The organism is Kordia antarctica, assembly GCF_009901525.1.
Taxonomy (GTDB): domain Bacteria; phylum Bacteroidota; class Bacteroidia; order Flavobacteriales; family Flavobacteriaceae; genus Kordia; species Kordia antarctica.
Genome location: NZ_CP019288.1, coordinates 234219 through 255599, shown reverse-complemented (window position 1 = coordinate 255599; position 21381 = coordinate 234219). Strand labels below are relative to the sequence as shown.

16 protein-coding genes and 1 pseudogene are annotated in these 21381 nt (G+C 33.2%); 5 read left to right on the top strand and 12 right to left on the bottom strand.

What is annotated here, in order from left to right; translation table 11 throughout:
* Positions 1-21 precede the first annotated feature (21 nt).
* Positions 22-1290, top strand: coding sequence for an amidohydrolase (locus tag IMCC3317_RS01160; protein ID WP_160127679.1), 1269 nt, complete (start codon positions 22-24; stop codon positions 1288-1290).
* Between the two features lie 5 nt (positions 1291-1295).
* Entirely contained in the window at positions 1296-2855 is a 1560-nt protein-coding gene (locus tag IMCC3317_RS01155) for an FMN-binding glutamate synthase family protein (protein ID WP_160127678.1), read from the top strand.
* Between the two features lie 363 nt (positions 2856-3218).
* Here the strand turns inward: IMCC3317_RS01155 and IMCC3317_RS01150 are convergent, their stop codons facing one another.
* The 6 genes from IMCC3317_RS01150 to IMCC3317_RS01125 all read right to left on the bottom strand — a co-directional run bounded on the left by IMCC3317_RS01150 (position 3219) and on the right by IMCC3317_RS01125 (position 10720).
* Positions 3219-3695 (bottom strand): hypothetical protein, encoded by a 477-nt coding sequence (locus IMCC3317_RS01150; RefSeq protein ID WP_160127677.1) that lies wholly within the window; start codon positions 3693-3695, stop codon positions 3219-3221.
* Between the two features lie 128 nt (positions 3696-3823).
* Positions 3824-4624 carry a hypothetical protein gene (locus IMCC3317_RS01145; protein ID WP_160127676.1) on the bottom strand — a complete coding sequence of 267 codons (801 nt, stop codon included), beginning with the start codon at positions 4622-4624 and terminating at the stop codon, positions 3824-3826.
* A gap of 127 nt (positions 4625-4751) precedes the next feature.
* Entirely contained in the window at positions 4752-5492 is a 741-nt protein-coding gene (locus IMCC3317_RS01140; protein ID WP_160127675.1) for a LytR/AlgR family response regulator transcription factor, read from the bottom strand.
* A 3-nt stretch (positions 5493-5495) separates the two neighbouring features.
* Complete coding sequence (locus IMCC3317_RS01135; protein WP_160127674.1) at positions 5496-8366, bottom strand: sensor histidine kinase; 2871 nt, start codon at positions 8364-8366, stop codon at positions 5496-5498.
* A gap of 74 nt (positions 8367-8440) precedes the next feature.
* Positions 8441-8812: a prolipoprotein diacylglyceryl transferase family protein gene (locus IMCC3317_RS01130; protein WP_160127673.1), complete on the bottom strand. Its 372-nt coding sequence runs from the start codon at positions 8810-8812 to the stop codon at positions 8441-8443.
* A 6-nt stretch (positions 8813-8818) separates the two neighbouring features.
* The gene (locus IMCC3317_RS01125) at positions 8819-10720 is read right to left on the bottom strand and encodes a T9SS type A sorting domain-containing protein (RefSeq protein WP_160127672.1); all 1902 of its coding nucleotides are present in this window, start codon (positions 10718-10720) and stop codon (positions 8819-8821) included.
* A 178-nt stretch (positions 10721-10898) separates the two neighbouring features.
* Here IMCC3317_RS01125 and IMCC3317_RS01120 point away from each other — a divergent pair, with 178 nt between their 5' ends.
* Complete coding sequence (locus tag IMCC3317_RS01120; protein ID WP_160127671.1) at positions 10899-11423, top strand: DUF7935 family protein; 525 nt, start codon at positions 10899-10901, stop codon at positions 11421-11423.
* A gap of 21 nt (positions 11424-11444) precedes the next feature.
* Here IMCC3317_RS01120 and IMCC3317_RS01115 read toward each other — a convergent pair whose 3' ends face one another.
* The 3 genes from IMCC3317_RS01115 to IMCC3317_RS01105 form a co-directional block, all read right to left on the bottom strand.
* Entirely contained in the window at positions 11445-12350 is a 906-nt protein-coding gene (locus IMCC3317_RS01115; protein ID WP_160127670.1) for a T9SS type A sorting domain-containing protein, read from the bottom strand.
* 100 nt (positions 12351-12450) lie between these two features.
* Positions 12451-13344, bottom strand: coding sequence for a patatin-like phospholipase family protein (locus tag IMCC3317_RS01110; RefSeq protein ID WP_160127669.1), 894 nt, complete (start codon positions 13342-13344; stop codon positions 12451-12453).
* A complete protein-coding gene (locus IMCC3317_RS01105) occupies positions 13341-15518 on the bottom strand; it encodes a M1 family metallopeptidase (RefSeq protein ID WP_160127668.1) in 2178 nt (725 codons plus the stop codon). Before IMCC3317_RS01105 ends, IMCC3317_RS01110 begins: the two co-directional genes overlap by 4 nt.
* Positions 15519-15795: 277 nt before the next feature.
* Between IMCC3317_RS01105 and IMCC3317_RS01100 the strand changes: the two genes are divergently transcribed.
* Positions 15796-16014, top strand: coding sequence for a hypothetical protein (locus IMCC3317_RS01100; protein WP_160127667.1), 219 nt, complete (start codon positions 15796-15798; stop codon positions 16012-16014).
* Between the two features lie 216 nt (positions 16015-16230).
* Here the strand turns inward: IMCC3317_RS01100 and IMCC3317_RS23630 are convergent, their stop codons facing one another.
* The 3 genes and pseudogenes from IMCC3317_RS23630 to IMCC3317_RS01090 form a co-directional block, all read right to left on the bottom strand.
* On the bottom strand, positions 16231-16563 hold the full coding sequence (locus IMCC3317_RS23630) for a c-type cytochrome (protein ID WP_228055044.1): 333 nt from the start codon (positions 16561-16563) through the stop codon (positions 16231-16233).
* Between the two features lie 120 nt (positions 16564-16683).
* Positions 16684-17847, bottom strand: a pseudogene (locus IMCC3317_RS01095) (PQQ-dependent sugar dehydrogenase); the annotation flags it as partial.
* A gap of 17 nt (positions 17848-17864) precedes the next feature.
* The gene (locus IMCC3317_RS01090) at positions 17865-20162 is read right to left on the bottom strand and encodes a TonB-dependent receptor (protein WP_160127665.1); all 2298 of its coding nucleotides are present in this window, start codon (positions 20160-20162) and stop codon (positions 17865-17867) included.
* A 239-nt stretch (positions 20163-20401) separates the two neighbouring features.
* Between IMCC3317_RS01090 and IMCC3317_RS01085 the strand changes: the two genes are divergently transcribed.
* Positions 20402-21211: a hypothetical protein gene (locus IMCC3317_RS01085; protein WP_160127664.1), complete on the top strand. Its 810-nt coding sequence runs from the start codon at positions 20402-20404 to the stop codon at positions 21209-21211.
* The last annotated feature ends 170 nt before the right edge of the window (positions 21212-21381 follow it).

The following is a 21381-nucleotide window of genomic DNA, read 5'->3' as shown; positions in this document are numbered from 1 at the left end:
ACTATCCAATCTTACAATACTATGAAAAAACTACTTTTCGCAATCTTTTTTCTATCCTTTTCTTTCGCGCAAGCACAAGACGTATTTGAAAAAGATATTGATGCTATTGAAGCAAAATTAATTGAATGGCGACGTGATTTTCACCAAAATCCAGAATTATCTAATAGAGAATTTAAAACCGCTGAAAAAATAGCAAAACACCTGAGAGCTTTAGGCTTAGAAGTACAAACCAATGTTGCACATACTGGTGTTGTTGCCATTTTAAAAGGCGATCTTCCCGGAAAAGTATTAGCATTACGTGCTGATATTGATGCACTTCCCGTAACAGAACGCACCGATGTTCCTTTTAAATCAACCGTTACAACTACGTTTGATGGTGTCGATACTGGCGTAATGCATGCCTGCGGACACGATACACATATTTCGATATTAATGGGCGTTGCCGAAATTTTTTCTAAACATAAAGATAAAATTAGAGGAACGATTAAATTCATTTTTCAACCTGCGGAAGAAGGCGCGCCAAAAGGCGAAGAAGGTGGCGCAGAAATGATGGTAAAAGAAGGTGTTTTAAAAAACCCTGATGTAGACGCTATTTTCGGATTACACATTAGCGCTGGATATGATGTTGGAACCATCAGTTATAAACCTGGCGGAATTATGGCAGCTTCACAGAGTTTTGAAATTAAAGTGAAGGGAAAACAAAGTCACGGTTCACGACCTTGGTCTAGTGTAGATCCAATTATGGCAAGTGTAAAAATTATTGACGGATTGCAAACCATTATCAGTAGAGAATCTGAACTTACGAAAGAAGGTGCAGTCATTACGATTGGTAAAATTACAAGTGGCGTTCGTAGTAATATCATTCCTGAAGAAGCTATTATGATCGGAACTATTCGTACGTTAGATTATGACATGCAAGCTTTTATCAACAAACGAATGAAAGAAATGGTGCCAGCAATCGCGAAAGCATACAGAGCAGAAGCAACAATTGACATCGAAAAAGGATATCCTATTACGTATAATGATCCGAGTTTAACAGCGCAAATGTTGCCATCTTTACAAAAAGCAGCAGGAACAAAAAATGTGATAGAAATTAAAGCAATTACAGGCGCGGAAGATTTTTCATTCTTCCAGAAAGAAGTGCCAGGTTTGTATTTCTTCTTAGGAGGAAAACCTGTTGGAAAAGAAGCAACTTCACATCATACGCCCGATTTTTATATTGATGAAAGCGGAATGAAACTAGGCGTAAAAGCTTTTATTCAATTAAGTATAGATTACCTAAATAACTAAATTATATGGACACAGTTTTATCCTTTTTAGGAAGTATTACGTGGTGGATGTGGATTTTAATTGGACTTTTACTCGTCGCAATTAGAGACGTTTTACAAAAAAGTCACACTATAAGTCACAATTACCCAATAGTTGGTCATTTTCGATACATGCTTGAAAGTATTGGACCCGAAATTAGACAATATTTTGTAGCAAACAATCGCGAAGAATTGCCTTTTAACCGTATTGAACGTGGCTGGATTTACGCTTCCGCGAAAAAAGAAAACAATTACGAAGGTTTTGGAACCGACAGAGATATTTATGCGCATCAATATGTGTTTATAAATAATGCCATGATGCCGTATAAAGTACCTGAAAATCATCCACATGCAACGGATATGACATTTTTACCGTGTGCAAAAATAATGGGAGAATTCAACAAAAGAAAACGTCCATATCGTCCAGCTTCAATTATAAATGTGTCTGCAATGAGTTTTGGTTCTTTATCAGCGAAAGCAGTAGAATCCATGAATAAAGGTATTAAAATGGCGAACGCATATCACAACACTGGCGAAGGCGGATTGTCTCCACATCATAGTCATGGTGGCGATGTTGTGTTTCATTTTGGAACAGGATATTTTGGAGTTCGTTCGGAAGATGGTGGCTTTTCTATGGAAAAAATGGTCAAGTTGGTAGAAGAAAATCCTTTTATCAGAGCCATTGAAGTAAAGTTATCACAAGGTGCAAAACCTGGAAAAGGTGGTGTGTTACCTGGCGCAAAGATTACACCAGAAATTGCAAAAATTAGAGGTGTTGAAGTTGGAAAAGATGTATTATCGCCACCAAATCATAAAGCATTTTCAAATGTCCCTGAACTAATGGATTTTGTGGAAGCAATTGCCGAAGCGACAGGTTTGCCTGTTGGCGTAAAAGCTGCCATTGGAAAATTGGATCAATGGGAAGAGTTGGCTGATATTATGAAAGCAACTGGAAAAGGACCAGATTTTATTACTGTTGATGGCGGCGAAGGTGGAACTGGAGCTGCGCCACCAAGTTTTGCAGATCATGTGTCATTACCTTGGGTCTACGGATTTGCAGATTTGTATAAATTATTCCAACGCAAAGGTCTTTCTGAGCGAATTGTATTTGTAGGAAGTGGAAAATTAGGGTTTCCTGCCAAAGCAGCAATGGCTTTCGCTATGGGCGTTGATTGTATTAATGTGGCGCGTGAAGCGATGATGAGTATTGGTTGTATTCAGGCAAAAGTTTGTCATACAAATAAATGTCCTTCAGGAGTTGCAACGCAAAGTAAATGGTTGCAAGCTGGAATTGATCCGACGTTGAAATCAGTCCGTTTGGCGCAATATTTTAAGACTTTTAGAAAAGAATTTGTTGAGATTACACATGCCGCAGGTCACGAGCATCCATGTCAATTTAATATGAAAGATGTGGAAGTAAATGTAGACGATCATAATTTGTCAAAAGAATTAGACAGCACGTATATGTATGAAAAAACAGTTGTACCATTTACTGGAATGCAATCCTTAAGAGATTGTGAGTATTTGGGAGGAAATGTGAAGAAGTAAGATCGCTCTGCTTAAAGAGTCAAGACTTTCAATACTTGTGAAGTATTTATTAATTGTTATAATACTAGCGTCACATCGAGTGGTTTTTCGTAATGAAATGAAGAAAAATTGTATCGAGATGTTGTCATGAATGCACGAATGTTTTTTTAGCTTGTTTATCGGCACGAGTTGTGAAACTCGCGCTAGCGTGAGGAAAATGTGATGATTTGAAAATTACTTAAGGACTCAACTACTAAAATACCAAGAACAAAGCGATACTAAAAGGCAAAGCCGTTTCTAAAAGCGCAGCGATCCAAGAGATTCCCGCCTACGCGGGAACGAGTCCAAAAGCATTCACATTGAGCTTGTCGAAATGAAGCGAGTCTAATCTTCCAATTTTTCCAACTCCAAATTAAGGTCGTATTGTAAGTCTTCATGAAGCGTACTAATTGCTTTTTTCGCCATAGCTAATTGTCGATCATATATGTTTATCATTTGTAGACTTCGCATGTGTGCTGGCTTTAATTCTTGCAACTTACTGCAAAAGTATAGGAGAATATCTGCTTCGGTTTCTTTCTTTTTGGAATATCTGATGTACTTTTTGATAAAACGTAAAATTTTGCGCACACCTTTTTTGATGTAATACAAACTGTCATAATTTAGTTTTGAAAATTCTACATCGATTTCTTCTTTAATTTCACGAATGTATGCATCTTCATCATGAGAATCAAACAGCGCATAGGTAAGTAATTCTTTGTTCTCTTTTTTAAATTTTGCCAGTTTTAAACAAATTTCAATGAGTTCTTCATGAGAATGTTGCTTTAATTCTTTTTTTAATATTGTTACGGTAACTGGCTTCATGTATGCAATAATTTCGGGGTAATTTATATGTAAAGAACGGGAATTTTAAATTGATGGATTTTGCGAAGTTTCTTAATGAGAATGGTATATATTTTTTTATTGAGAAGTTTCGATTGTTTACAATATTACTACACGTTTTTTATTTTTTCGATTTGTTCGGGATAATTTCCGTTTTCTAAAAACTCTTTAAATTCCTCTCCTGTAAAGTTTACATTCCCAGAATTAATTGTGGTGTTTTTCCAACCTGAAATTATTGACTGAACCGTTTTGAATAACTCTTCATTTTCGTCCTGATTTTCAATTCCAATTGTTAATTCATCATTTTCCAAATCTATAAATTTAAAAAAGAGTCCTTTTTGAGTTTCGTTAATTTTATTTAAAATTTGTATAAAATATCCACTATAATCTGGATATGGAACCTTTTCGAGTTGGATAAATTCACTCGAAAAGTATCTAAAACCTATTCTAAGATTGTATTCCTCAAATTTCTTAATCCAATAATTAGGTCTTGGAATTTCTTTTCCAAATACGCTTAAATGAATTTCATAATTACTAATCCAAGGTTTCGTGTAGGTTTGAGTGATTTTAGGTTCGCTAATTTCTATGGATTCACAACTCATTTCAAATAGACTTCCTGTATCAAATTTTAAACCAATACCCTTTTCTATCAAGTCAATTCCATTAATATAAGATTCTTCTGTTGGTGTAAATTGCTCTTTTTTATAAGTCCAATTCGTAAGCCCGATTGGTTTTAAACAAAACTCCTTTAATTTCCGCTTTTCACCTGCGACATATGTTCCAACTATCTGATATCCAGCTACAATTTCAAGTCCATTTTTGGATACATTAATTTCAGATATAAATCCATCTTCAAACCAATAGTTTTGGGTGAGCCATTCTTCTAATTTATCTCTGCTGTCGATATTCATTCAAATGTGTAGTAACGTATATATGTATAACAAGAATCACTGTCATTTCTAATACAACCAAATCTTATAATTCAATTACCCCTAAATCTAAAAGAATCCCACCAATAATCAAAATGATTGAAGCTATTTATTGAAAAAGTTCCAAGAAGGCTTTTTTGTTGGCTTTGGAAATCGGAATGCGTTCGTCAGTATCCAATACTAAATAGCCTTCGTTTTCGAAATGGCGTACTTTTTCCAAGTTTACGATATGCGATTTGTGGCATTTGAAGAACTTCGGGTTTAATAATTTTTCAAATTTCCCAAGATTGTATGAACTCGTGAGTGTAGTTGTGTTTGTGAGATGAATTTTGGTATAACCGCTAAATCCTTCTAAATGCATGACTTCTTCTTCAGGAATGAACGACAAGCCTTTTGCTGTTGGCACAATTATTTTGTTATTATTGGAGATTATATTCGTCAGTAGATTAACGAGTTTTGAGTTATTTTCTAAATCATTTTTCGTCTGAATCACCGTAATTGCTTTGTTCACAGCGATTATTAAATCTTCATCATCAATTGGTTTTAGGACATAATCGATCGCATTTTGTTTGAATGCTTCAATTGCATATTCACTATACGCAGTTACAAATATGACCTGAAATTGTATTTCTTTTAACTTCGCTAGCAATTCAAAACCGTTGATTCTAGGCATTTCAATGTCTAAGAAAACCAAATCGGGTTGCTGGTTTTTTAATGCTTTTACAGCATCTTCTGGTTTTTGAAATGTAGCTGTGATTTCAATACCTGAGAACAGTTTTCCTAGTTTTTGCGCTAATCCTTTTAGATTAGAAATTTCGTCATCAATAAGTATGGCAGTCAATGTTTTCATGGCTTATAATTGTGTAATTATAAAAGTTGATTTGTTTCCTTTATCTGTCAATTCTGGATGCAATTCTTCTGTTTTGTATATAATTTTCCAGTTTTCAGATTGGTTTAAATATTTCAGGCGATCATCCAACACATTGGAAGATTTCACTTTTTTAGTTGCTTTGTTTTGCGTGTTTACAACGCCTACTCCATCGTCAACGATTTCAATTTGAAAGTTTTTTTCATCAATAAATTTGAAATAAATATCAATTTTTCCGTTGTCCATTTTATTGAAAATTCCGTGATTTACCGCATTTTCAACAATTGGTTGCAACAACATCGTTGGTATTTTGTTTGTTTTTGTATTTAGCAAATCATCAATATGGATTTGATATTCAAATTTTTCCTTGAAACGTAATTTTTCAATGTCTAAATAGTTTTTGATGAGTTTTATTTCTTGTTCCAAGTTGATTTCGGTTTCTTTTGAAAGTTCAAAAAACTGTCTGATAAGCTTTGAAAATTTCACTAAATATGTTTCGGAAGCCTTTATTTCATTGTTATTAATGTAATATTGAATCGCAGCCAACGAGTTGAATACAAAGTGCGGATTCATCTGCGAACGCAATGCTTTGAGTTGTATTTCGGAAAGCTGCTTTTCTTGTAGTAATTTTTCATTTTTCTTTTCTTGACTTTTTTTACTGATGCGCCAAACCGTAAATACGATTCCAATCAATAGCAAAAATATTCCGCCTATTTTTGCCCACAATGTTTGCCACCATAATGGTTTTATGGTAAAACTGATTTGTTTTTCAATCGTATTTGACGCAATTTTTAACGTATACGTATTTGGTTGTAAGTCGTTAAAGTTGAACACATTCGTAACAGAAGTACTCCACGTTTTTTGTATCGGTTCTAATTTATAGGTGTAACTTGTATGTTGATCTTCAGAGAAATCGATGCGCGAAACCTCAACACTTAACGTATTGTTATTTACATACGCAAAGCTATTATTTTCGGTTGTAATTGTTTCCGAATTGTAACTTGCTTTTTTTATGAAAACGTCCAATAAAAGACTTTGCTTTTTCTGATTTTTTGGCAGAATCGCCAATCCGCTATTTGTAGCAACGATCAAATCGGTTTCGTTTACATATACCGAATTGATATTGTTATTTGGTAAACCATCATTCTGATTGTATGTTCGGTTTAATTTGTAGCTTTCATCTTTTTTAATAAAGTGCAAAACACCAGTATTTGTAGCTAACCACAACGATTTATCTTCAATAAAAGCATCTTGCACAATTAAGAATTCCGAACCTTTTAATGGCTGTATGGTTTCTAAATTTGTGAGATATGAGCCAAATCCGTCCGTATTTATCAAAAGTAATTGATCGGTTATTTTTGTTAGATTTAAAATAGATGTATCAAGCGTATTATTTTTGAAATATATGGAATGAATTGAATCATTTTTCAGCTCTCTCAAACCGTTTGTAGTAGCAATTAACAAACGATTTTTAAAGGTTAGAATATCGGTAGTCCCTTTTTGAATGTATTCTTTTTCAATAGATACATCATTGGTATTTATTTTGTTAATTCCGAAAGAAAAATTGCCATATAAATAATCTTCAAAGAATATAAATTTTCGCGCCAAACTGTTCAGTATACCAGATTGTTTTTGACCCTCGTTAAAATCTACCGTTGTGAGTTGATTGTGATGTTCAATGAAAATTTTTGTCTTTGTTGTAAAATAATTTTTGCCAAGTTCTTCTATTTCATTCGCACTAAAAATATATTCTTCAACCTTTATAAATTCATTAAATTCTTTTCTTAACGGATCGAATTTGTAAATTCCTTTGTTGAAAATATTTGCATATAATTCGCCATTCAATACATTAAAACCTTGAATTTTATCTTCGTTGAATAGATATTTTATTTGCTGTTGCAGATATGGCAGTTTGTATATTCCTTTGTTAAATGTTGAAAGCCAAACCGTATTAAGGTTGTCTACAAAACCAAAATGTGCATGTAGCGTTGATGGAAAATAGAAAGGATTTTTGATGTGAAGATCAGCATCTAAAAAACCCACAAAACCAGTACCCGTAATTTGCAATTGATCGCCAACTAAGTTGATTCTTGAATAATTTACTACTTCAATTCCTACTTCATCCTTAAAATTGTAACTGCTAAATTTTAGCGTATTCAAATTTAATATCGAATACATTTTATTTGAAGTCCAAAAAAATAAACTATCCGTAATTTGACCTCTGACAGTATGTTTGTGTAAAATTTCTTTTGCATAAATTTCTTTAAGTTTTTTCTGATCATGATCGTGAATACTAAATTTTTCATTTTTGTAATGAACCTTTAAATAATTTATATTTTCATGAAAGATTTTAGTATAATCATGTATGTAAGCATCTTCATCATCAGTAATATTTTTTAATGTGTAAAAAATTTTCCATGTACCATTTTTTAGATGATACAGTTTATTAGTTCCCATAGGATAAATGTCGTTTCCTAGTTGAAATGAATATGTTGGATTTATGATTTCTCCTCTCGTGGAGTTTGGAAAAGAAACGACGCTATCATTCTTTATGTATCCAAGTGAAGAAGCTTTAGAAAAGTACCATATTTTTCCATCTGGCGTTGTAAAAGCTTCCCAAACATCGTTGTTAGACAAACCATCTTTTGTCGTAAAAGTTGTAAAATTACTGCCATTATATTTCACCATTCCTTTATCGGTCAAAAACCACATAAAGCCTTGCGCATCTTGTAAAATTGTATACACATGATTGCTAGGTAAACCATCTTTGGTGGTGTAATTTGTGTATTGTTGCGCAAAAGAAAAACTCCATAACAGTATACAGAATATAGTGATATGGAGTTTTTTTGGTTTCAATAGAATGTATTTTAGGCGTTTGTTACAAATGTAGGCGTTTTTAATTAGCGTATTGTTACAAATAATTAGCACAGTTAAAACTTTGATTTTTCACTTTTTAAATACCAAATAATAGAAGGAATTATGGTGATTACCGATCCATAAAACACAAATCCGCCTGAAAAATTATCAAATAGTAAAGCCGGATTATCTATGTATAACATAGGATTTTGCATGTAATAGAAAAACTTTCCTCCTAAAAATCCAGCTACGAATATGAGATAAAAAAAGGTGTTTGATAGTTTTGCTGTTTCAAATCCTATTTTTGAGTTCCATAAAGTATATACTGCGGCTACTATTGTTCCTATAACAATGCAAATTACATAGCTATAAATTGTTATTTCCTGCGAACCAGAAAAGTTAGACAACAGCTTCGGTAATTGAAAAATGAACAGTGCTGAATGCATTTTCAATTAGTGCTTAATTATTTTTTTAGTCGAAAAACCACTCGCTGAAACCACTTTTAGAAAGTAAATTCCGCTTGAAGCGTTTGTCATATTAAGTGTATTATTTCCAGTATGTAAAACACCTTTTTGAAGTTCTTGTCCGTTCATATTTGTAATTGTAAATGTAGCTGCTTCTTTGATTGAAACCTCAAACTGATCTCTCACAGGATTCGGATACATTGTAAAAGTAGCTTCATTATCAGACGCATTCTCTAAAGAAAGTGTTCCATCTATTTGAGTTGTCGCCGTATTTGTGATAATTGGTAAGTTGTAATCAAAATAGATATCTGCTTTGCATTCTACAACATCTCCAACGGTAAAACTTGGAGTCGTTCGCGCTTTGAACACAATAAGACCGTGACTATTTGGTTCATCAGAAGTGCTATCTGCTAAATTTATATTATCAAACTGAAAGTTTACTTTATTACCACTTAGGTTTGTAACATATGCGTGAGAAGCATATACTGGCGTAAATGTTGACCAATCTAAATCAGCATCTAAAATGGTGTTTACATTAATGTTAATCGCGGAAGCTGTTCCCGTATTCTGAAAACGAATTCTGAAATACAAATCTTCATATGCTTGCGTATAGTTTAGTAATGGACCTTGTAAAACGAGTGCATCATTAGGATCATACGAACCAATGGTAATTTGTTGCAATTCGAATGTGTTGTTTGCCGTATTTGTTTCTGCTATTGGAGTTATGTTAGCCTGAAAAGATAAAATATCACCATTATTAACCGTTGGTGGTGTATTAATGTTAAAAAACACATTAATTACTCTCGTTTCAAAAGGTGCTAAGTTTGTATAATTCCAGCTTAAAGAATTTGCCGTTGAACTATTTTCTGTTGGAGAAGATGACAAATGATTCACCAACGTATTATCATACATTAAATCAATTGCGCCACTTGCGGTAGTTCCTCCATTATTGGTGTATACAATGCTGTAATTACTATTAAAACCAGGTCGCGCATCTGTTGTCGGAACAATAATTACCGAAACATCAGTTCCAACAATGCTAGAAGTAATACAAAAATTTTGATTACTAATAGTTTGTGGTGACGAAAATGTATTTGAATAATTTGCTGGAGTTGAAGTAATTGATGCGTTCGCTATTTCCGTTGTAACGGTTCCATTTTCATCAAAAGTAAAACCATAATTCCCTAAGGTATTTGTGTTTGAATAAAATACATTTCCACTTGTTGAAGCCGTACTTTTTACTAGAATATTAGAAGGTGTATAGGTTGATGTCGCACAATTATCAGCATTTTCATCATACGTAACTTTTCCTTGTACGCTGTGTGGCGAATTGTCTTTGTATAAGTTGATAGTTCCAAAATTATAGGTTTCATCATAATTATTACTATCTAAATTACCGACGCTTCCTGTGAGTTCTAGATAATAATTATCGGTAGTATCAATTAGAAAAGGAGAACTCTCGCAAAAGTCCATTGCGCCTGGTCCGCCTCCATAATTTGAACAGGTTAGATTGAATGATTGTACAACAGTTCCTGCCGAATTTTTTAATACAACACTAGAAAGTTGACTTATCTGAAATGCGCCCATCATTGCATCAAAGAAATAATGACCGTATTCTGTAAAAAATACATAGTTATCACTTGCGAATAAAGGAAAGGTTGGTGACGTTATTACAAATGTTTCTTGATTAAAACTTGAATTTTCAATAGCCAAAACGCCGCTTGTGTAGGAAGAATTAGAATTGGACATGCTAATATTATTTCCTGCAATTGACCAACCATTTAAATCGGTTGCAAAATCATAGTTAGGAATATTAATGTTTTGTGCTGTTACAGCATTAAAAAATAATATGCACAAGAATGCATACATGCAATGTAGTTTTACTTTCATGAGAGAGGATTTTTATGAATTAATAAGTACAACTCAAATATAAAACTTATGTATCACAAACAAACTCGCCATTGAAAGAAACATGTGTTTCATTTATTTAAATAGCACTTTCATACAATAAATGTTTATTTGCCCAGTTAGTAAAAACGTATTAAGTTTGCTAAAACTGCTATTTTTTATGGAAGATAAAATTTTTGATTTGTTAATGTATACAGTTCCTGCCATTATTACTGGAGGAATTGCTTATTTTTTCTTTAGAGATCACATGTTGAATGAAGACAAAAGAAGACGTTATTTATTGCACAAAGATGCACAAAAAGAAGCCTTGCCAATTCGTTTGCAAGCCTATGAGCGACTTTCGTTATTTTTAGAACGCATTACACCAACAAAATTATTAATTCGCGTAACACCAGCTTCTTCTGATGTAAATGAGTATGAGCGTTTGCTCATTATGAGCATTGAACAAGAGTTTGATCACAACTTATCACAACAAATTTATATGAGCGATCAATGTTGGAATATCATTATTGCTTCAAAAAATACGACGATTCAGTTGGTTAGAAAAGCTAGTTTATCTGAAAAAGTGACTTCTGCCGATAAATTACGCGAAGTGATTCTCACCGAAATGATGGAACAAGAATCGCCAAGCAGTACAGCGTTAGCGTTTATTAAAAAAGAAGTAGGTGATTTTTTGAATACGTAATCAATCGGGTTTATCCCAGAATTAATTCTTAACTATTTTAAAAGTAGTGCTTCTATTAGTACTATCGGTTAATTTTAAAAAGTACAATCCACTTTTTAAAGTACTCACATCAATGGTTTCAAATTGATTCGTTTTTTTGAGTATCATTTGTCCTTGAATCGAATAAATTTCTAATGTTTCAATTGCACTTGTTTTGCTAATATAAAGTGTATTCTCAACAGGATTTGGATACACGTTTACATCACTAAAAGTAACTTCAGTAGTGCTTAACGCTTGTGACTGAATATACCTTCGTTCTGCAAATTCTATAACTGTATTATAAGCTGTCAATTGTGTTTCAAGCATACTAGCATCACAATCACACATTAAATTATAAACTCTCAATAATGCATTTTGTGATGATGCAGGAATTGCTTGTTCATAAAAATATACATTATTGGCTGCAAATATTGCATTGAGTCCAGCGTCATTTGTAGTAATTACGCCATTATCTGTTCCTGTCGGAATTCCTATAGCAATATCTTGAATACTTACATACATATGGTTATATGAAATCCGATCATTTAATGGATACGCATTTCTAATAACTGAAGAATATGCATTTAAATCCGAGGCTAATTGTACATTATCGCAGTTATCACACACTACTAATGTCCAATTGGCAAAACCATTAACACTTGTTTGTGGTATTGATTCAATGTTGTCGTAAGCATTTACATTGTTGCCTGTCAGTATCGCATTTAATCCTGCGTCGTTAGAATAATTCGTAGCTCCAGGTGGCGCATCATAATAATAAGTTGGTGCTCCAACAAAACTAAAACTTGGTGTTTGGTCAAACATTTCTATTTGAATGTATTTGAAATTCTGTCCAAATGCACATTGAAAGAAGGCAAATAGCACAATAAAGAAGGTAGATTTTTTTAGCATCGGTTTTTATTTTAACTTAAAAATAGTAATTTTTACAGCTTATAAAAAAGTTTATTTTAATTATTTTTATAAAATTAGGTGTAAACACTTACTTTATATGTTAATCCTTAACGGTTTCATTCTTAATTTTTGCATATTCATAACCTTGTTCCCACCATTCAGCCATTTGCTTTTTATTAAAAACTAATGAATTATCGGTGAGTTTTGTAGGTGTAAAATAAAGGTTGAGCTTTACGTCTCTAAATTTAGCAGATAACTTTCCTATAGTAATATCATGTCGTTCTATTTGATTGATCATAAATCTAAACAAATTTGCCATGAGCGAAAACGGGTTTCTTCCTAAAATTTTATTTTCTACATCCGTTTCTGCTTCTAAAATAATAGCATCTATTTCGGTTGCGCCTCTTTTAATTGCTTCATGAATTGGCACAATACAGCCAAAACCTCCATCCGCATATTCATCGCCATTTTTTGTAACCAAACTCATAAACGGAACATAATTACATGAAATCCAAATCCAATCACAAAAATCTTCATACGCATAATCCTTAATTGATTTATACTCAACTTTATTCTTAGTAAGATTTGTAACGGTTACTACGACTTCTTTTCCTGAAGCTTTGAGACTTGTAAATTCTTCTTTTGAAAATTTTGTTTTAATCAGTTTTCGAAGATTTTTTGTTTCGCCAAAGGTTCGTTTTCCTTTCAACTGTTGCAAAAAAACATTCAAATAATTAATACTTACAAATGTGATTCCTTTCTTCTTTCGCACTACAAAAGGATTTCTACTAAAAATGCTTCGTTGGTTAACAGAAGTATATATTTCTTTCAATTTTGGCACATCATCCAAACCCAACAAAGGCGCAATAATGCTGCCTGTAGAAGTTCCTAAAAACATATCGTATTTCTTATCTTGTTCCTCTATAAGATATTGAGCAACTCCGCCAGCAAATGCACCTTTACTTCCGCCACCGGAAATGACTATTGCTTTCATTTAGTATTCATTTTTTTGATTAAATATGCTTTTTCTTTTTCTGTGAGAAGATTCATAGTGCGCTCAAAATTGGTTTTATAAATTTCTTTTTTAATAAGATCATCTAATAAATTTCGGCAAAACGTTGCAAATCGCCAATTATGATGCAATGCGCCATTTACTAAATTTGCGAGATTTTTATCTGTAAAAGATTGCAATTCATTAATAAAAACAAACGCATTTTGGCGTACTTCAAAATGGTATTTCGTATGTGTATAACCTGAAAGTTCATTATAAAAAAGCGGCGTGTCATGTCCGCTATAATTCTTCGTTACAATTGCCAATGTAAGCCACAGAATTCGGAAACTTTGATCGTTAAATCCTTGTATATTTTTGGTATCTTCTAAATATTTTTTACGGTTTTCTGGAAAATTCGACCACAAATTATACAATGCAGCTTCTTTGGTTACATACGAATCATCGTTGAGTAAATCTTCATATTCCAATTTCAAATCTAGAGGAATCTTAGTTAAGGTTTGTGCAATTGCTTGACGAATTTTGATGTTGTTGGTTTTGAAAGCTTCTTTGTATACTTGAATACTAGCTAAAGGACTATCTTTTGGTGCGTTTTTAACTAAATTCACTAACAATTCCTCAGAAATAGGCACTTCTTTTTGAACCAATTCATTCTGTGACAATTTGAATATCTGAGAAATATTGACACAAGTTGTAGCACTTTCCTTTGAAGTTTTAAATTTTCTAAAAGAAGCTACTTGTGCTGGTGCGCCTGGCATTCCGCCTAAGTACTGATACATACTAAAATCGGGACTTGAATCTATTGCTAATAATCGTTCAAAACTATAAAAATAATCAGGCAACTGCTTTTTTACCAACCAAGTTTTCACAAACGCATCTAAATTTTGTCCACTTTCTTCCTCTACAATTTTGATAAAATCATTGGTTTCTGCACTTTTAAATTTATACAGATTCAAATATCGCTGAACCGATTTTTTAAAAGGCTTCTCTCCTACTTTTGTTCGCAATGCATGCAAAACCCAAGCTCCTTTTTGATAAAACGTCAAACTACTTGCTTTCGGATTCATTACCGATTCGCCTTTTCCGTCATTCAATTTTTGTAATTGCAATGCAGATGTGTATAATTTCCAATAAAAATAATCGTCTCCAAAAACTTCTTTCTCAGCTAATAACGCATAATACGTAGCAAAACCTTCTTGCAACCAATGATGTTCGCCGCTTTTTGCAGTGACCAAATCGCCAAACCATTGATGCGCCAATTCGTGCGCATTAACGTTTACATAATTCTTATCTACAAAACCAATACTATCAACTACAAAACTATCTGAAAATAGTGTCGTGCTTGTATTTTCCATTCCTGCATACAAAAAATCTTTTACAGGAACTTGCTTATAATTTTGCCACGGATATGCAACGCCAATTTCTTCTTCCAAAAAATCAAAAATTTGTTTTGTATAGCGATATGTAGGTTCAAATTTTGCTTCATCTTCTGGATAATAATACATTTCTAGCGGAATTCCACTCTTAGAAATTTCAATCTTCTTTTTGTATTTTCCAATCGCAATTGCCGCCAAATAACTACTCATCGGTTGCTTCATGTCAAAATACCATTTCGTCAACGAATCATTGGGCGATTCTTTTTTAAGTAATTTCCCATTAGCAATCACTTCGAAATCTTTATCAAACGTAATGCTAAAATCAAATTCAACTTTCTCATTCACATCGTCAAAACTTGGCAACCAATTGCTTATATATTTTCCTTGACCTTGCGTCCACACTTGCTTTCTGCCTTCTTTTTCATTCCAATCAATAAAATACATTGCTTTTGTCGGATGTGTAAAAGCAGCCAATCCGACAGAATGTTTTTCGCCTTTTTTAAACTTACTTTTAAAAATGATTTTTTTGTCTGAATAACGATGTGTTCCTTCAAAACTTTGTTGATACACTTTATAGGTATCTAACGTTCGCAAGTCTAAATAAATAGAATCTGTATCTTTCAAAATCTCAAACTCATACAAAACATCAATGCCAATTTCTTTCAATTGTGGACGCAATACAACATCTACTTTGGCGGTTTTAAAATCTACAATTTCGGTTTGTTGTGCAAAAAGCAAACTGTTCAAAAGCAACAGACATAAAAGCAGAATTTGTTTTATCATGGAAAATAATATTGATGAATTTCAAAGGTTTCAAGTTATTACTTATTCTAGAACAAAAAAATTGTTTTTCTACATTTTTAGTAAACAACATTTTCAAATGGTATAAGTCTAAAATTGTTTCGATTGCGTTCATTTTAGAAAGTTTTCAGTTAAAATAAACTATAATTATTACTGTGTTTTTGTGATGAAAGATTAGTGTCAAAAATTCATTTATCAATTACATGAAGTCACTCAAAAAATCAATCGAATTCTATGAATGATGAAAATGTAAGCTTATTTGGTATTAATTGTAAATACGTCTATTTTGGGTGAACTTAGCTCTGCAAATGCGTCAACATCAGATGCTCTAAAAAAAACAGTACGCTTTTTACGAAAATACATCCCAAGAAAGATGAATGTTGAACTCGAAATTATTACTTCAAAAGGATTAGAAAAGTTAGATGTTGATGCACAAATGATAAAACTCAACAAAGAAATTGTACTTGCCATGTTGTAATAGAAAACCGATTTCAAATTCTATCGCGATCTTGGAAAATTATAAAAAAACCATCTAAAAAAGAGGTTATAAATAGTTGACATTATGAATGAAATGTTTTACATTGAGTTGAACCGAAATGAAGCAATCTGTTACATAAAAGTCACAGATTACTTCAAAATTAAAAATTCTTCATACTAACGTTTCAAAAAAAAAGGTAGCTGAGCGGAGCCGAAGCTACTTCTTTTTCACCTTACTCACTTGTTCCGCAGTAAACATTTGGTCGCTGATATTTCCCCAAACATTAGACGTATAATTCATTACATCTGCAACTTCTTGATCGCTGAGTCCAAGTGGCGACATGACGCTGTTGTATTTTTCACCATTCACGGTAATTTCTCCTTGCAATCCGTATTTAATAGATCGGATGCTTTCAGTTACTTTATCTTTTAACCAATTAGATTTTGCCAAAGGCGGAAATACATTCGCAACGCCTTCTCCATTTGCCATATGACATTGCACACAAACGTTGTCATAAATAACTTTTCCACGTTTTGTACTTGCTGCCATTTCTTTTGGATCAAATTCTTGTGTTACGATTGGAGTTTCAACGGGAATTTCTTCTGTAATTTTTTCTGTTTCAACTGTATCTTCCGTAGTTTTTGGTGCTTCTTTCTTACCAGAATTCAATACTAATTTATACACTCCTTTTCCATCAATTCCAACATAAATAAATCCATCTGGACCTTGACGAACCGAACGCACACGACCAAATCCGTCGAGTAGTTTTTCTCTGTTGGCAACTTTTTCATCGTTTGTCAACGTTAAAAATTCTAAATATTGAAACTTTAACGAACCAACTAATAAATGTCCTTTTAACTCAGGATAAACATCACTCGTTACAAATGCCATTCCGCTTGGCGCGATTGATGGAACCCAATAATATAAAGGTTGTTCCATGCCTTCACGAGCAGTTTCTTCTGTAATCGTAGTTCCGCTATAATTGATTCCATACGTAATAACTGGCCAACCATAATTTACGGCTTTCGTCACAGGATTAATCTCATCTCCGCCGCGTGGTCCATGTTCATGAACCCAAATTTGTCCTGTTCGCGGATGTAACGCCATTCCTTGCGGATTCCGATGTCCGTACGAGTAAATAGCTGTTTTTGCATCTTTCTCTCCAACAAAAGGATTGTCTGTCGGAACGCGTCCATCATCGTGCAAACGATATACTTTTCCGCCATCTTTTGTGATATCTTGTGGATTTTCGTCACGTTTTCCGCGATCGCCAATAGAAAAATAAACATAACCGTCATTGTCAAACACAATTCGCGAACCAAAATGATGCGCCGTTTTTATATTTGGACTTCCTTGATATAATTTTTCAATTGACACTAACGCATTATCTTTCAATTTTGCTCTGATTAACGCCGTATGACTTCCATTTCCTTTTTTAGCTACGATAGAATATGTGATGTAAATCCAGCCATTTTCAGTGTACTTTGGATGCAATGTTATATCTAACAATCCGCCTTGATTTTTCGCAAAAACTTCAGGCACATTTTTAATCGCTGTTTTGTTTCCGTCTTTTACATGATACAACGTTCCTGCTCGTTCCGTTATCAACATACTTCCGTCGGGCAACCAAGTCATTCCCCACGGAATATCAATTCCGTCAACGACTAATTCGGTCGTGTAGTTTTGTTGATCTGTTACAATTTCTTCTGTTGTTTGAACAGCAACTAATGGAATTTCAGGTTCAATTTCTACTTTCGCAACTTCTTTTTGTTTTTTTCCACAAGAAATAAAGAACAATCCAGCTAAGATGAGTAAACGTATTGATAATTTCATGGTTGTATAGTTAAGTTTTAAAATCTATAATTTAATTGAATTCCGCCATATGCATTCAACGGAAGTCCAGGATAAAAATAACGTGCATTTGTGTCATTTCCAAATGCATTTACTTGTAATTGTGATACGTATTTGGTGTCAAAAATATTATTCGCGCCAAGCGAAATGTCATAGGAAAACTGAGAACCAATTGTATTTTGATAGCCAATTTTACCATTTAACAACTCAAAAGCTTCACTATAAACGCTATTTTCATCATTCGCGGGCATTTTTCCAACGGCTTGAAAATCGAGTCGTCCATAAAAACCTTTCGTCGTTGTTATTTCAATTCCTAAATTTACAACAGATTTTGGAACTCCTGTTAAGTCATTACCAGAAAAATTTGCAGTTGTTTCCGTAAATTCTTTGAATGTGTAATCGTTTATGCTTGCATTTACATGCGAATTGAGCGTGAAATGCTCACTTTTAAAGAGTTCATACCGAATTGCAGCTTCAATTCCGTTATGCGAAGTTTTTCCTGCGTTAAGTGTTATGTTTTGATCTGTTTCAGTTCTGCGATTCACTAATAAATCGCTCACAGCCATTGTATAGATGGAAACTGAACCTGATAATTTTCTGTTAGTTGTATGAAAACGAGAACCAATTTCAAAATTCCAGCCACGTGCTGCTTTTATGTTTGGATTAAAAACGCCATTGGGCAATAATGTTTCTTCCGTGGTTGGTGTAGAAAAACCATGCGCCACACTTCCAAATAGATTGAAATTGTTTGAAACTTCATAGTTGATTCCAAGTTTTGGGGAAATAATCGCGTCAAATTTATACGCTTGTTCACCTTCCGAAGTATTAATTTGATTTTCAACTGTATAGTTGGTTTGATTTAAATGTAATCCTAAGCTAATTGACAGTTTTTTTCGTGTATAAATTGCTTCCGCAAAGAGATTGAAATAGTTTCTGTTTTCGTCTATGTTTGATAAGATATCGCCTGCAACACTTCCTGTTCCATCAGGGAAATCTTGGTATAAATTGTCAAATTGCTTTCCATTGTAATTATTGAAAAACAATTCGCCGCCAACCGACCATTTTAGTGAACTTTCATCAAAGTTTTTTGTTGCTAATAAACGTGTTCGTACGCCAAAAGTACTTGCTTTTTCTTCCAAAATATTGAAAGGTCTCGGTTCGTAATTGTTATTGAAACTTGTAAAAACACTCGTTTTTTGTGTGTATGTTTCGTTGTAATCATGTTTCCAGTTTATGCCAAATAGTGTTTTTTTGAAATCTTCAAAACCACGTGCATTTTTCCAGAAAGTTGCGGCATTTCTTGGTGAGTTTTCGTAATCTTCTCTATTTAATGAACTTGGAATAAACGCTTTAAGACTTGTGTAGTTTCCGATAAACGAAAGTTCATTTTTATCATCTATAAACCAATTAGCTGTTATTGTCGCAGTTGCTTTGTCTAAGGAATTGTTATCACGATAACCATCGGAATGTGTGTTGCTATAAATAACGTTTACATTCGCTTTTTCGCCACCATGCGAGAGTTTGGCAACGGTTCTGAATAATCCGTAACTTCCAATCGTGCTGTATATATTCGCGCTTGACGCATTAAATTTTGCATATTCAGGATATAACAAAATTGTTCCGCCTAAACCAACGCCATAACTACTTGAAGACGGACCTTTGTGAATTTCCATGCGCGAAATAGAAGCCAATTCTAAGTCTTCAATTGCCGATTCGCCATTTCCGTCTGTTAATGGAATGTCTGCATAATATGCACGAATGTTTGCCGTTCCAAAAGGACTTCTTGCGCCAATTCCTCTGATTGTGATTCTGTTTGTATTTAACGAACCACTTTGCATATAAACACCGGGAACTCTGTTTAATATTGGAGCTAATTGTACTGTATTTTCACTGTTAATTTCTGATGAAGTAACAATTGTAATAGCTTCCGAAGCTTTCTGAAGTTTTTGATTGATTGTATTCGCGTTGATCACAATTTCGTCCAATGCATTTGAAGTTGCATACAACGCAATGATTGGATTTTCTCCAGATGAGATTTGTATAATTTGTGTTTGATAACCTTTATATGAAATAACTAACCGAACATCAATTGTTTTAGTTATGATTGAAAATTTTCCTTTAGCATCAGATTGCACACTTACTTTCGTATCAAAATCTGTGATTGTCGCATTGGCTAAGGGAATTGTATTGGATTGATCTATGACAATTCCGGAAACGGAAAACTGCGCAAATACAGTTGTTGAAAATCCTAAAAGTAGTAGAATACAGGAACTAATGTGTTTGGATAGTGTTGGCAAGCTTTTGATTTTAGATTGTGAAATTACGCAGATTTTAGATAATCTTTTTATTGTCTGTGTAAATTTAACATCTTAATGTCATATGTGGTCTTTTAAAACGTGTAGATTCAATAAATGATTACAAATAATAGGTTCTGTTCTGTTATTGTAACAAAAAGAGTATCAGTGTGAAAGAAATCAATACATTTAGAAAATAGATATATCAAACGTTCAACTTTACTAATAAACTTATTTTAAAAATGAAAAAACTAACCACCCAACTACTGATTATCATTGCATTAATAATGATTCACAATCCTCTTTATTCCCAAATAGATAATGAATCTATGGAGTTAGAAGAAAATGTCAATAATATAAATGATTTTAGTAAATTAGAAGATGAAAGGTTACGAATTATTGGAGATATGTATGCTAGTATGTATGAAATCAGCGGGCTTTTTACTGAGTTAGAACGATCGCAAAGTCTTGAAAGATTGATTAGACAGTACAATCGATTAAATACTAAAGAGAATAATTTAGATTCTATTTCGAAAAAACACAAAGAGTATATTCAGCGTTTGGAAGAAATTAAGTCAAAAATTGTACTTCCTGAGCTCAGAAGTGTTGGCGGACAAGAATTACATGATATGGAATCTATGACCGTAACCGAAGGATTTCGAAGAATTATTGAAAATAAGGTACAGGAAATTTTAAAGAAAACGGATCAACTTTCTAGTGTTGGAACAAAGGTTACAGAATTGAATAATACGTCTTATGTGAGTCAAAATTTTAAAAAGCAAATCAGTTGGTCATTTGCGCTTTTGGTTGCGATTGTGATTATTGGCTTTTTTATTATAGCGTATAGAGATGACGAGATTCGAAAAACGATTTTTTCTGGAGATGCTGGTTTACAATTCATCACCATTTTCTCTATTATTATTGCTATTATTCTATTCGGAATTACGGGAGTTCTTGGAGGAAAAGAGATTTCTGCGCTAATTGGTGGTATTTCTGGTTATATTTTAGGTCGAAGTAGTATTGGTAGTAATAAATCGGAGAGTAAAAAATAATTAGCGTTCTTTTAATGTGAAAAAATAAGCGATCCGAAGATCGCTTATAAAAGTTAGAATTATCTAAAACGCCTTTTCAAATTCCATGCAATAGAATTTGAGTTACTGAATACTTTTGTCGTGACTCCTATTTTAGTCTCTGCAGGTACTATATTACTTATTGTTTTCAT